This window comes from Streptomyces sp. NPDC017936 (assembly GCF_044328485.1).
In the GTDB taxonomy this organism is placed as follows: Bacteria; Actinomycetota; Actinomycetes; order Streptomycetales; family Streptomycetaceae; genus Streptomyces.
Genome location: NZ_JBIRHK010000006.1, coordinates 299,178 through 312,491 on the forward strand (window position 1 = coordinate 299,178; position 13,314 = coordinate 312,491).

General features: G+C 75.3%; 7 protein-coding genes. All 7 read right to left on the reverse strand.

Annotated features, from left to right (window positions below):
* Window positions 1-57: 57 nt before the first annotated feature.
* Entirely contained in the window at window positions 58-987 is a 930-nt protein-coding gene (locus ACH4F6_RS15305; RefSeq protein ID WP_397960618.1) for a 3-oxoacyl-[acyl-carrier-protein] synthase III C-terminal domain-containing protein, read from the reverse strand.
* Between the two features lie 82 nt (window positions 988-1,069).
* Complete coding sequence (locus tag ACH4F6_RS15310) at window positions 1,070-2,428, reverse strand: glutamate synthase-related protein (RefSeq protein WP_397960619.1); 1,359 nt, start codon at window positions 2,426-2,428, stop codon at window positions 1,070-1,072.
* Window positions 2,425-3,444 (reverse strand): asparagine synthetase A, encoded by a 1,020-nt coding sequence (locus ACH4F6_RS15315; RefSeq protein ID WP_397960621.1) that lies wholly within the window; start codon window positions 3,442-3,444, stop codon window positions 2,425-2,427. The genes ACH4F6_RS15310 and ACH4F6_RS15315 overlap by 4 nt, the downstream gene beginning before the upstream one ends.
* Window positions 3,441-4,847, reverse strand: a complete 1,407-nt coding sequence (locus ACH4F6_RS15320) for a methylaspartate mutase (protein ID WP_397960622.1) — start codon at window positions 4,845-4,847, stop codon at window positions 3,441-3,443. Before ACH4F6_RS15320 ends, ACH4F6_RS15315 begins: the two co-directional genes overlap by 4 nt.
* Entirely contained in the window at window positions 4,844-5,314 is a 471-nt protein-coding gene (locus ACH4F6_RS15325; RefSeq protein ID WP_397960623.1) for a cobalamin B12-binding domain-containing protein, read from the reverse strand. Before ACH4F6_RS15325 ends, ACH4F6_RS15320 begins: the two co-directional genes overlap by 4 nt.
* A gap of 198 nt (window positions 5,315-5,512) precedes the next feature.
* Window positions 5,513-5,716 (reverse strand): MbtH family protein, encoded by a 204-nt coding sequence (locus tag ACH4F6_RS15330; protein ID WP_397960624.1) that lies wholly within the window; start codon window positions 5,714-5,716, stop codon window positions 5,513-5,515.
* Window positions 5,713-13,041, reverse strand: a complete 7,329-nt coding sequence (locus tag ACH4F6_RS15335) for an amino acid adenylation domain-containing protein (protein WP_397960625.1) — start codon at window positions 13,039-13,041, stop codon at window positions 5,713-5,715. The genes ACH4F6_RS15330 and ACH4F6_RS15335 overlap by 4 nt, the downstream gene beginning before the upstream one ends.
* Window positions 13,042-13,314: the final 273 nt, after the last annotated feature.

Sequence of the window (13,314 nt, forward strand, 5' to 3'; positions counted from 1 at the left end):
AGCGGGGGTGACAACGGGAGGGGGCGGGGGTGACGACCGGAGGGGGCGGGGGTCGTCTCAGTGGCGCAGGACCGCCGCCGAGAAGGTGGCGCCGAGACCGACGGCGGCCATCAGGTACAGGTCGCCGGGGCGCAGCCGGCCCGCGGCGCGCGCGTGCACGTGGTTGACGAACGGGTCGGCGGTGAAGCAGTGCCCGGTGACGGGGACGTTGTCGAGGAAGACCCGCTCCAGGGGCAGCCCCAGCTCGCGGCAGGTCCAGGACCACGACAGCCGGTTGACGTTGTGCGGCAGCACCACGGCGAGGTCGTCGAGGGTGACGCCGGCCGCCTCGACCGCCTCCCGGACGGTTTCGGCGAGCAGCGTGTTGTGCTCCTTGAGGAAGGCGGGGTCCAGCGCGTCCGGCGGGAAGTCCTCGGCGTAGCGCCCCTCGGTGCGGCAGGCGTAGCCGAGCAGACGGTCCCGCTCGCCGTGCGGGGCGACCAGCGCGGCGGCGGTCGCCTCGCCCATCACCGTGCTCTCCGGGATGAGCTGCAGGGCCGTGCTGAAGGTCTTCTCCCCGCTCAGGACGAGGGCCAGGGCGTCGGGGTCCCCGTCGTCCTCCAGCAGCCGGCCGGCCAGGTCCAGGGCGAGCAGGCCGGTGGCGCAGCCGTGCTGGGTGAGGGTGAAGGCGACCGCCCGGGTCAGGCCGGCCGCCGCGCACACGTCCTCCACCGGGCAGTCGCCGGCGGGGGCGACCTGGGAGACCGTGCGGGCGTACAGCACGTACCGCACGCGGTGCTCGTTGCCGGGCAGGGTGGTCAGCGCGCCGACGGCGGCGCCGAGCGCGTCGCGCAGATCCAGGTCGGGGGCGCGCCGCACCTCGTTCAGCCCGTAGAACCGGCGGAACGTCCACATCTGCCGTTCGTCGGCGCCGGCGGCCGCGCCGACCGTGTCGATGGAGACGGCGGAGGCGGGAAGGTGGCAGCCGACTTCGGCGAGGGCGGTCATCGGGGTCCTCCGGCTCGGTGGGGGACGGTACGGGTGGGCGGGTGGGGGAAGGCACGGGCGGGCGGGTGGACGGCGAGCGCGGTCATGCGGCGCCTCCCGCGCGTCGGGCGGCGGCCGGGGCGGGGGCCGCGGGGGCCGGGGCGGGGGTGGCGGCCGGGGCGGCGGCCGTGTCCGGCCACCACACGTCGTCGGCGGTCAGCGCGGCCGGCGCGTACTTGCCGAGGGCGCTGATGAGCAGGCGGCACTCCAGGGCGATGCTCCGCGCCAGCCGGACCAGGCCGTGCTCGCGGTCCTCGTCGACGGCCAGCAGCGCGGCCCGGCCCAGTCCGGCGGCCCGTGCCCCGGAGGCGAGGGCCCGTACGGTCCGGCCCCCCTCGTGGAAGCGTCCGGTGACGAGCAGACATCCTTCGGGAGTGCCGATGCGGCGCAGGCACTCGGCGAGCGGGAGCCCCACCTGGTCCAGGAAGGCCCGGGGCGCCCAGCCGGTGCCGCCCTCGGCGCCGTCGACGGTGACGGCGTCCGCGCCGGCCTGCCACGCGGTGCGCGCGGCCAGGGCGACGTCCCGTCCGGGCGGCAGCTTGACCCACACGCGGGCCCGCGGGAAGTTGTTGCGCATGAAGCGGACCTGCTGCCGCACGATCTCCTCGGTGAAGGTGCCCGGGGTCGCGCAGCGCAGCCGGGCCGGGCCGTCCGCCGCGAAGACGTCCTGGACGGTGAACGCGTCCGACAGCCGGCCGGCCTCCGCGCCGTCCACCACGGTCATCCCGCCGAGGCCGGGCTTGGCCCCCTGGCCGATCTTCAGCTCGAAGCCGAGACGCCCGGACTCCACCAGCGGCAGCACCGCGGGGTCGCTGTAGAGGAGGTTCCACACCTCGGCGTCGGCGTCCTGCGTGCTCTGCTGCACGACCACCCCGCCGGACGCACCGTCCGACGCGTCGGCGTAGGCCCGTATGCGGGCCGTCAGCGCACCGGCGGCGTGCCCGTCGTCCGACGCGGCGCCGTAGCCGTGGACCGGGACCATGTTCTCGCCCAGCACCATGGGGATGCCCAGCCGTGCCGCCTGGGCGCTCGCCGCGACGGCCAGGTCCCCGCTGCCGGCCCGGGTGGAGCCGAAGGCCGACAGGAACAGCGGCAGCGCGGAGGCGAACCCGCCGATGTCGGTGCGCAGGTCGACGTCGTCGTGGACCGGCTCCCGGCCGAGTTCGATCAGTTTCTCCAGCCGCTGCGGCATGAACACCGGCGGCACCAGACGGGCGTGGTCCAGCGGGTCGGCGCCGGCCGGGCCGGCGGTGCGCTCGGGGGCGTGGGCGCCGAACAGGTCCCGCCCGTACGTCCCCGGGTGGGGGAAGACGGCGGCGGTCCCGGTGCGGGCGCGGGCGCGGACCTCCCCTTCGGGGAATCCGGCGGCGCGCAGGGCGTCGGTGTCGGGTCCGGCGGTCACGGGGCGATCACCCCCGGCAGCTTCGGGTAGGCGGTGACCTGCCACAGGGCGTCCAGGCCGGTGAGGAACCGCACCAGCCGCTGCAGGCCCATGCCGAAGCCGGCGCTGGCCGGGACGCCCTCGCGGGCGGCCCGCAGGTACCAGGCGTACTTGGCCGGGTTCTCGCCGCTCTCCCGCATCCGCGTGACGATCGTGGCGTAGTCGGACTCGCGCTCGCTGCCGCTGACCAGTTCGCCGAAGCCGCCGTGCGCGATGAGGTCGAAGTTGCGCAGCGAGCCCGGGCGCTCCGGGTCCTCCCGGTCGTAGAACCCGCGCGAGCCCTTGGGGTAGTCGGTGATGAAGAAGGGCCGCTCCGCCGCCCGTGACAGGGCTTCCTCGCCGGCCCAGTCGATCTCCGCGTCCGGGTTCTGGGCACGGCCGTCGTCGTGCAGCCGGGCCACCGCCTCCGCGTGGGACACGCGACCGAAGGGGGCGGAGGACAGGCCGGCGAAGAAGGCCGGATCGCGGCCCAGCGCGGCCAGCTCCCGCGGCACCCGCGCCACGACCTGCTCCACGACGTGCGTCAGCAGTCCGGCCGCGGTCCGCATGGCGTCCTCGCGCGAGCCTCCCGCGATCTCGACGTCGATCTGGTGGAACTCCACCAGGTGCCGTCCGGTGCCCGCGGTCTCCGGCGGCTCCACGCGGACGTTGGGCGCCACGTAGAACAGCCGGGGGAAGCCGCGCAAGGACGCCTGCTTGTAGAGGATCGCGCTGGTCATCAGCTTGTAGCGCTGTCCGTAGTAGTCCACGTCGAGCGCCTTGGCGCCGCGGCCGCCCGGGTCCGTGACCGGTCCCAGCAACGGCGGCAGCAGTTCGACGAAGTCCAGGCCGCGCAGGTAGGCGCGGGCCGCGGCCAGTGCCTCCTGCTGCACCAGCATCGCCGAGCGCAGACGCGGTGAGGTCAGGTGCACCTCCAGGTCCGGAGGGCGGACGGCCCCGGCCGGGGCCGAAGGGTCCATGACGGCCGTGTGGTTCATGTCGACTCCCGGTCGTATCGGAGGGCCACGCCGTTCAGGGCTGCCAGCAGCCGGTCCGAGGTCATGGCCTCGTGGCCGCCCGGCGGGCCGTCGGCGGTGATGGGCATCGCGCCCACGGACGACCAGCGCAGTCGGCCCGAGGCGTCGACGAAGCTGCGGGAGCGGCCCGCGTTGTCCGGGTGCAGGCAGTACGGGATGTCCAGCAGGCCGCGGGCGAAGGCCGTGCGCAGGCCGCGGCCGACGTCGGGGGAGAGCTCCAGCACCGCCTCCACGAACGTGCGCGCCTGGGCGTGGACCGCCGAGTCGGCGCCGGCCCCGCGCGGCGGGCCCCCGGCACCGGGCCGCCGCGCGGTGGCGAGCTCGGCGGCGGTGCCGGCCGACTCCAGCGCGCTGATGTTCTCCTCGACGGACGGGATGCGGTGCGCCTCGGCCGTGGTCTTGACCACCAGCCGCTCGGTACCGGAGCGGACCGCCAGCCGCGCGGAGTCCTCCAGCAGCCGGCGCGCACCGCCCCGGGTGCGGGGGAAGACACCCATGTACGTGTAGAGCACCAGGTGCCGGTCGGTTCCCGCGGGCAGGAAGTCGGCGGCCAGCCGCCGCAGCGCCCGCAGGGCGTCCTCGTCCTGCCCCGGATGCCCCTGCTGCGCGTAGCTGAGGGACACGCTGCGGATGCCGTGCTGGGTGAAGAACAGGGCCTCCAGCACGCTCACCGCCACCAGCAGCGCCGGCGGGCACAGCTGGCCCAGCAGGCAGCCGCCGAAGGTCTCCAGATGGGGCAGCCCCGGCGCCGGTACGCGCTGCGTCAGCAGGTCGCAGGCCCGCGCCCAGTTGTCCACCGCGTCGCGCAGCGAGGTGCGGCCGTAGGGCAGGCAGTACGACACCGGCCCGCCCTCGGTGGCGTCGAGGCCGGCCCGCGTCATCGCGCGCACGATCGCGTCCGGCCGGGGGGAGCCGTGCCGGACCTGGACGGGGAAGTCCGGTCCGCGCACGCCGTCGAGCAGTTCCCGGGTCCGCTCGACGGGCAGGTCCACGAGCGGGTAGCCGTTCAGCGGGACGCGCCGGTCCAGGGCCCGCCGTACGGCCGCGTGGTCGCCCAGACGGGTGTAGCTGTCGAGGGTGAGGGTGCCCACGGTGGTGGCGGCGGCGAAGCGCGTGCGCTCCAGGCCCTGCCGCATGCGGTCGGGGTCGCTGAAGCCCATGCGCGGCTGCACCACCAGGCGGCCGGCCGCGGCCGCCTCGGCGACGAACCGGCCGAAGGGCGAGGCCGGCGCGGTGGCCGGACCGGTTCCCGACGGGACGGACGGCGTGTCCGGCGCGGTTCCGGGCGGGACGGGCGCGGTGGCCGTCGCGGTTCCCGACGGGGCGCAGGCGCCGGCCGGAGTGCTCGGCAGCGTGCTCGTCACCGTGTCCCTCCCGTCACGCGCGCGACGGCGACGCGGTCCTGCGTCCGCCGCTGCGCGAGCCGGCGGATCCAGCCGCGGAACGCCTCCAGGTCCCCGTCGTCGAACACGGCGGCGCAGCCGGCGGTGCGCAGCGCGTCGGCCGCGTCGGCGTCACGGACCCCGGCCACCCCGAGCCGGCCGCCGACGACGACCGGAACCGTCGCGAGCGACGGCTCGCGGCGCAGGCGCCGCACGGCCCGCAGACCGTCCTGGTAGCCGTGACCGTTGACGCTGCCGATCACGACGGCGTCCGGCCCGTGCGCCAGGCACTCCCGGGCGAGCAGTTCCTCCGTGACGCAGGGACCGAGGTTCGTCACCCGGTGCCCCGCCTCCTCGAGCAGGAGCTGGAGGCAGACCAGGTTCCAGGTGTGCGCGTCGGAGACGCCGCCGCACACCAGAACATGGAGTCCGTGCTGGGAATGAACCATGGAATGCTCTCTCCGGAAGGACGTGGACGATTTCTCATGTCGCCCTTTGAATATAGGAGTCGGACGCGTTCCGGAACGGAAGTCGAAGCGGCAGAAGAGCGGCAGCGGAGAACGCCTGCGAGGAATGCCGGGAAGGGAAGGGAAAAGCGGCCGGCGGCACCCGTCGGGGTGCCGCCGGCCGCTGGCGGTGAAACGGTGTCAGTACTGGGCGAGAAGGCTCTTGGGGCGGATGTCCCGCCAGTTCTCCTCCACGTAGTCCAAGGCCTCCTGCCTGCTGCTCTCCCCGAACACGACGGTCCATCCGGCCGGCACGGGAGCGAAGGAGGGCCACAGGGAGTGCTGGTTCTCGTCGTTGACCACGACGAGGAACGTGCCGTCGTTGTCGTCGAACGGATTCGTCATGTTCCATTCCTCTTCTCGAAGGTGAATGCGGTGCGGGAGAGCTTCTCGTCGAGAACTCGGCCGATGTGTTCCAGCGGTTCCGGTTCGGCCATGCGTAGATGGACGGAATCCACGGGGTGGTTTTCTACGGCGCCTTCGGTGTAGGGCGTCCACTGCTCCGCGGTGAAAGGCGTCGTGCCGCGATGCCGGTCCGCCGTGAAGAACAGCAGGTCCCCCCGGAACCGGCGCAGCCGGTGATGACGCATCAGATGGGCGTGGTGCACGGAGGTGCCGACCAGGCGGGTCACCTCCGCGTGGCCGAAGCCGGCCAGCACCGGGTCGCGCTCCTGCAGCAGCCGGGCGGTCTCGGCGGGATCGAAGCGCAGCTCCTCGTCCGGCGCGTCCTCGTCGACCCCCACCAGGATCTGGAGGATCTCCCGGTCCGTGAGGGGCCGGCCCACGTCCTCGGCGGGCATCGGGTACACGTCCATCAGCGCCAGCACCTCGACCCGCTCCCCGGCGTCCTGGAGCCGCACGGCCATCGCGTGGGCGACGTAACCGCCGAACGACCAGCCCAGGAAGCTGTAGGGGCCCTCCGGCTGCACCCGCCGGACCTGCTCCAGGTAGTCCTCGGCCATCTCCTCGATGCTCCCGGCCCGGTAGTCCGGCCGGCCCAGCGCCCGCGTCTGGAGCGCGTACAGGGGACGCCCGCCGGTCAGATGGCGGGCCAGGCCCGCGTACGGCCAGCCCATGCCCGAGCCGGGGTGCACACAGAACAGGGGCCGCAGTCCGGTGCCGGCCCGCGCCTCGCGCAGCGGGAGCAGCACGCCCAGGCTGTCGTCGGCAGTGCCGTCGTCGAGCAGCCCGGCCACGGTGGGGGCCCGGAACAGGTCGCGGACGGCCAGCTCGACGCCCAGGACGGCTCGGGCCCGGCTCATCAACCGCACGCCGAGGAGCGAATGGCCGCCCAGGTCGAAGAAGTTGTCGTCGATGCCGACCCGGTCGACGCCCAGGACCTCCGCGAACAGCCCGCACAGCACTTCCTCGCGGGCGTTGCGCGGGGCCCGCCCGTCCGACGCCGCGATGCGGATCGGCGCGGGCAGCGCGGCCCGGTCGAGCTTGCCGTTGACGGTCAGCGGCAGCCGGTCCAGGACCAGCACGTCCGACGGCACCATGTGCGCGGGCAGCGCGCCGACCACCGCGCCCCGCAGCCCGGCCTCGTCGAGGTCGGCACCCTGCTGGGCCACGACATAGGCCACGAGCCGCTTGTCGCCGGGCCGGTCCTCGCGGACCAGGACCGCGACCTGTCCGACGGTCGGGTGCGCGGCGAACGCCGCCTCGATCTCCGCGGGCTCGATGCGGAACCCGCGCAGCTTCACCTGTCCGTCGGCCCGCCCCAGGAACCGCAGTTCGCCGTCCGCCGTCCAGGACACCAGATCTCCGGTGCGGTACATGCGCCCGCCGCCTCCGTCCGGGTCGAACGGGTCGGCGACGAACCGCTCCGAGGTCAGCCCGGCCCGCAGCAGATAACCGCGCGCCACGTGGGAACCGGCCAGGTACATCTCGCCCGTGGCGCCGGGCGGCACCGGGCGCAGCCGCTCGTCGAGCACGTACACGCGGGTGTTGTCCATCGCCCGGCCCAGGAACACCCCGGGCAGCACCCGTTCGCCGCCGGTCGCCCCGAAACGCTGGTGGTGGGAGGCGAACGTGACCTCCGTCGGCCCGTACGAGTGGACGACCACGGTGTCCGGGCAGTGCGTCAGGACCCGCTGCAGGGCGACCGGGGAGGCCACGTCGCCGCCGGCCCACACCTCGCGCAGCCGCGCCAGGGTGTCCAGCCCCTCGTCGGCCATGATGTGGAACAGGCCCATGGTGAAGTAGGCGGCGGTGACGTCGTACCGCTCGATCGCGCGGGCGAGTTCGGACACGTCGGCGCCGTCCCCCGGTGCGACCACCAGGCACGTCCCGTGCAGCAGCGGGACCCACAGCTCGTAGGTGGAGGCGTCGAAGCCGTAGGCCGAGTGGACGAGCATGCGCCGGTGGTTGTCCACGTCCCAGCACCGGTCGAAAGCCAGCTGGACCACGTTGCGGTGGGTCACGCCGACCCCCTTCGGCCGGCCGGTGGAACCCGAGGTGAACATGACGTACATCAGCGACTCGGGGGACACCGGCACCCGGGGGTCGGTGTCGGGCACCTCGGGCTCGGCGGGCCCGGGACGGTCGGCGACGAGCACCGAGGCGCCGGCCGCCTCCTCGTCGCGGACCGCGCGCCCGTCGGCGAGCCCCGAGTCCGTGAGCAGGAGCCGGGCCCCCGCCTCCTCCATGATCATCCGCATCCGGGCCGGCGGCAGCTTCGGGTCGATCGGCACGTAGGCCGCCCCCGCCTTGAGCACCGCGAGCGTCGCGACCACCAGCAGATCCGTACGGTCCATCAGCACGCCCACGGCCGGATCGGCCCCCCGGCCGCCCTCCCGGACACCGGCCGCCAGGAGCCGGTGCGCGAGCCTGTTCGCGCGCCGGTTCAGCTCCGCGTACGACAGCTCCACGCCCTCGTGCACGACAGCCGTCCGCTCCGGGGTGCGCCGCACCTGCTCCTCGAAGACCTCGTGCGCGCAGCCGGTGGGCAGCCCGTCCACCGCCGTGTCGTTGTACTCGTCCACGAGCATCCGGCGCTGCGCCGGGGTCAGCGGGTCCAGTTCGTCGATCCGCCGCTCCGGATCGGCCGCCACCTGCGTCGCGACGTGCTCGAACACCTCCGTGACCAGGCGGGCGGTGGCGGGGTCGAAGAGGTCGGTGGCGTACTCGAGCACGCCGTCGAGGCCGGCCGGGCGGCCCTCGGCGTCGCGCCGGTCGTGCAGCGACAGCGTCAGGTCGAACTTCGTGAAGTCCGTGGCGAACGGCACCGGCGTGCCGTCCAGGGGCCGGGGTCCGGCGGTGCCGGCGGGCGCGGGGTGGAGCTGGAGCAGGATCTGGGTGAGGGGGTGGTGGCCGGCGCCGCGGTGGGGGTTGAGGTGTTCGACGAGGAGGTCGAAGGGGAGGGTGTCGTGGGCGTAGGCCGCCAGGTCGGTGGCGCGCACGCGCTCCACCAGCTCGCCGAAGCGGGGCGCTCCGGAGACGTCCGTGCGCAGGACGAGCGTGTTGACGAAGAAGCCGACCAGCGGGTCGAGCCGGGGATCGGTGCGTCCGGCGGTGACCGTGCCGATGGGCAGGTCGGTGCCCGCGCCGAGGCGGGTCAGCGTCGCCGCGAGCAGGGCGTGCAGCGTCATGAACAGCGTGGCGTCGTGGCGGGCGCCGATGCGGGCCAGCGCCCGGTGGACGTCCGCGTCCAGCGTCAGCGGCAGCACCGCCCCCCGGCCGCTGGGCTGCGCCGGCCGAGGCCGGCCGACGGGCAGCTCCAGGACTTCCGGCGCCCCCTCCAGCACCTCTTTCCAGTGGGTGATTTCGTGGGTGAGGTGGCTGTCGGGGTCGGTGGGGTCGCCGAGGGTGTGGTGTTGCCAGAGGGTGTAGTCGGCGTACTGGACGGGGAGGGGGTGCCAGTCGGGTCGGTGTCCTTGGGTGCGGGCGGTGTAGGCGGTGTTGAGGTCGTCGAGGAGGCGGTCGAGGGACCAGCCGTCGGCGGCGATGTGGTGTAGGAGCAGGATCAGGGTCTGGTGGCCGTGTTCGTCGGTGTGGAGGCGGGTGCGCAGGGGGGGTTCGCGGGTGAGGTCGAAGGTGTGGTGGGTGGTCCGCTGGATGAGTGCGGGCAGTTCGGCGGTGGTGGTGTGCCGGTGGGCGTGGTCGGGTGTCGGCCGTTCGTGGACGGTCTGCACCGGCCGGCCGTCGGCGTCGCCGTAGGTGGTGCGCAGGATCTCGTGGCGCTCGGTGACGTCGTGGACGGCCGCGGCCAGCGCACCGGGATCGACGGGCCGGTCCAGCCGCAGCACCACGGGCATGTTGTAGCCCGGGTGGGGCCCCTGGAGCTGGTCGAGGAACCACAGGCGCCGCTGGGCGTGGGAGAGGGGGAGCGAGGTCCGTCCCGGATCGCGAGGGGTGAGCGGGACGGCGGGCCGGCCGGTGTGCTCGCCGAGGCGCCGGTCGAGGCTGTGCGGCGTGGGGGCGAGGAAGAGGTCCCGGACCGTGAGCGGCACCCCGAGCGCGGTGCTGACGCGGTGGGTGAGGCGGATGCCGAGGAGGGAATGGCCGCCGATCCGGAAGAAGTTGTCGTGCGGACCGACCCGGTCCCGGCCGAGGACGTCCGCGAACAGCCCGCACAGGATCTCCTCGCGCGGCGTGCGGGACTCCGTCGTCAGCGGTCCGGGGGCGGCCGTCTCCCGCGTCCGGGCGGCGGCCTCGACGAGCCGCTCCCGCCGCTCCCGCAGGCCGCGGTGCTCCTCCTCGGTCAGGGGGGCGCCGGCGGGCGCCGCCGGGTCCTCGGCCAGCGCGGTCAGCGTGCGGACCAGCACGTCCAGCAGCAGCCGGGCCGTCGACTCGTCGAACAGGTCGGCCGCGTACTGCAACCACACCTCGACGCCGTCCGGACCGCCCTCGGCGTCCCGGAACTCCACGCAGGACGCGCTGAGGTCGAACTTCGCCGTCTCCGTCCCGGCCGGGAGCACCTCGCCCGCCGTCTCGCCGATCCGCACCGTGTCCCCGGCGCCGGCGGCCGTCTGGAGGGTGAGCATGACCTGGAAGAAGGGGTGGTGGGCGAGGGAGCGTTCGGGGTTGAGGTGTTCGACGAGGAGGTCGAAGGGGAGGTCGTCGTGGGCGTAGGCGGCGAGGTCGGTGTCGCGGACGCGGGTGAGGAGTTCGTCGAAGCGGGGGCTGCCGGACAGGTCGGTGCGCAGGACGAGGGTGTTGACGAAGAAGCCCACCAGGTCGTCGAGGGCCTCGTCCCCGCGGCCGGCCACCGGTGTGCCGACGGCGACGTCCTGCCCCGCGCCCGCCGCGCCGAGCGTCACCGCGAGCGCCGTGTGCACGGCCATGAACAGGCTCGCCCCGTGCACCGCGCACACGTCCAGCAGCCGGGCGTGGACGCGCGCGTCCAGCCGGGCGCCCAGCGTGGCGCCGCGGAACGTCGGTTCCACGGGCCGCGGCCGGTCCGCGGGCAGCTCCGTGACCCCGGGCAGGCCCTCCAGCGCCGTACGCCAGAAGTCCAGTCGGCGCGCCAGGACGCCGCTGCCGTCGTGGGGGTCGCCGAGCATGTCGTGCTGCCAGAGGGTGTAGTCGGCGTACTGCACCGGCAGGGGCTCCCAGGCGGGCGCGTGGCCTGTCGCCCGGGCGGCGTAGGCCTCGCCCAGGTCGCGCAGCAGGGGGCGCAGGGACCAGCCGTCGGTGGCCACGTGGTGCAGCAGCAGCACGAGCACCGACCCCGCTGTGCCGGGAGTGGTGAACAACCGCACCCGCAGCGGCAGTTCACGCGAGATGTCGAACGGCTCCGCGGTGAACTCCTCGACCCGCGCGTCGCGGTCCGCCGTGCCGCCCTCGCAGACGACGGCCGCGAAGTCCACGGGCTCCCCGGCCGCCCGGACCTGCTGGCAGGGCTCGCCGTCCGGGCCGGCCGGCAGCACGGTGCGCAGGCTCTCGTGCCGCTCCACCACGTCCCGCAGCGCCGCCGCGAGCACCACCGGATCGGGCACGCCGTCCAGGCCCAGCACGACGGGCACGCTGTAGGTGGCCGACGGCCCCTCCAGCCGGTTCAGGAACCACAGCCGCCGCTGCGCGTACGACAGCGGCACGCGCTCCTCGTCGTCGGGTGCGGGGACGCCCTCGTCCAGGGGGGCGGGCGCGGGCGGCGTGGCGGCGGCGGGCGCCGGCCTCACCTGGCGCAGCAGCGCCCGGTCCGTCTTGCCGGTGCTGGTGCGCGGCAGCGCCGAGACACCGTGGAACACGCCGGGCAGGGCCTGCGGCGGCAGCCGGTCGGCGAGATGGGCGCGCAGCTCCCCGGCCAGTTCGTCCGGGAGCGGGCCGGGGACCGCGGCGACGGGGACGTGCCCCGCACGGGGCGACGGGACGACGAACGCCGCGAGAGCGCGGTCCCCGTCCGGCAGCAGCGACGCGACGACCGCGGCCTCCCGCACCACCGGGTGCTCGGACAGCACCGCCTCCACCGCCGCCGGATCGATGCGATGCCCGCTGATCTTGACCTCGTCGTCGCGGCGCCCGCGGTGCACCAGCCGCCCGTCGGCCGTGAGAGCGGCGAGGTCGCCCGTGCGGTAGGCGGGGGAGCCGTCCAGCAGGGTGAAGCGCTCCGAGGTGAGCGCGGCCCGGCCGAGGTAGCCGTCGGAGAGCGTCGGGCCCTGCAGCCACAGCTCGCCCTCGACGACGGCCGCCCGGACCCCCGGCAGCGGCAGCCCGATCGGGACCGGACCGCCCTCGTGGTGCGTCAGGTCGGCGAACGTGGCCACCACGGTGGCCTCGGTCGGCCCGTACGTGTTCAGCAGCCGCACCCGGTCGCCCACCGCGCGGCGCCAGCGGGCGACGTGTTCCGGCAGGGCGGCCTCGCCGCCGATGACCACGGTGCGCACACAGTCCGGCAGCACGGCCGTGCCGTCCGCCAGCACCTCGGTGAGCTGCCGCCAGTACGCCGTGGGCAGATCCAGGACGGTGACGCCGTGCGCGGCGCAGCCGGTGAACAGCGTCGCCGCGTCGAGCATCTCCTCGCCGCGCAGCACCAGGGTGCCCCCGGCGCCGAGCGTCACGAAGATCTCCTCGACGCTCGCGTCGAAGTGCAGCGGCGCGAACTGCAGGACGCGGTCGTCGGCACCGATGCCGTAGGCCGGCGCGGCGACCGCGGCGAAGTGGTCCAGGGCCGCCCGCCCGACGACGACGCCGTTCGGCGTACCGGTCGACCCGGAGGTGTACATCACGTAGGCGGTGTCCGGCGGGACCGGGCGGCCGGGCAGGACCGTCTCGCCCGGGCGGGCCGCGGGCGGCTGCTCCGGCCCGTCGGCGATCGAGGCGCAGACGTCGGCGAGGACGGCGGTGGTGCGGGCCGCGGGGGCGTTCACGTCGAGGGGCAGGTATCCGGCACCGGTGCGCAGCGTGGCGAGGATCGCGGTGATCGCGTCGATGCCGCGCGGGCGGCGCACGGCCACCAGGCGGCCGGGCCCCGCGCCCAGCGCGCGCAGCCGCTCCGCCTTGCGGGCGACCGCGTCGGCCAGTTCACGGTAGGTGAGCCGGACGCCGGGCCGGGAGGCGTCCACCACGGCGGTGCGGTGCGGCGAGGCCGCGGCGTGGGCGCCGATCAGGTCGAGAACGGGGCGGGGCCGGACAGCGGGGGCGCCGCCGTCCACGACGGCGGAGGGCCGCGGGGCAGCCCGGCCGGGCGCTCGGCCGGCCGTGGTCACCGTGGTGCCGGATGGGGGCATCGCGCTTCCTCCTGACGGGTCGACGGGCGGGGCTGCCGCTGTGCACGAGGCTAGGTACGGCGCGCCGCACCGGACGGCAGACGGCCCGGCAGGTCGGAGGCAGCCCGAACCTGCCGGTCCCCCCGGATCGCCGGGCGGCCGAGGGCGCGCACACGCGTGCGGCGGGGGGGGGGGCCCGGCCCCCCCCCCCCCCCCCCCGGGGGGCGGGGGGGGCCCCCCCCCGCCGGGCCCGCGGGGGCGCGGGGCGCGCCCCGCGCGGGGGGGGGCCCGGGG

Bases quoted from the DNA above. Each gene is read 5' to 3' on its own strand.
- ACH4F6_RS15305 (WP_397960618.1), bottom strand. From the start codon at position 987: ATGACCGCCCTCGCCGAAGTCGGCTGCCACCTTCCCGCCTCCGCCGTC.
- ACH4F6_RS15315 (WP_397960621.1), bottom strand. From the start codon at position 3,444: ATGAACCACACGGCCGTCATGGACCCTTCGGCCCCGGCCGGGGCCGTC.
- ACH4F6_RS15325 (WP_397960623.1), bottom strand. From the start codon at position 5,314: ATGGTTCATTCCCAGCACGGACTCCATGTTCTGGTGTGCGGCGGCGTC.
- ACH4F6_RS15330 (WP_397960624.1), bottom strand. From the start codon at position 5,716: ATGACGAATCCGTTCGACGACAACGACGGCACGTTCCTCGTCGTGGTC.
- ACH4F6_RS15335 (WP_397960625.1), bottom strand. From the start codon at position 13,041: ATGCCCCCATCCGGCACCACGGTGACCACGGCCGGCCGAGCGCCCGGC.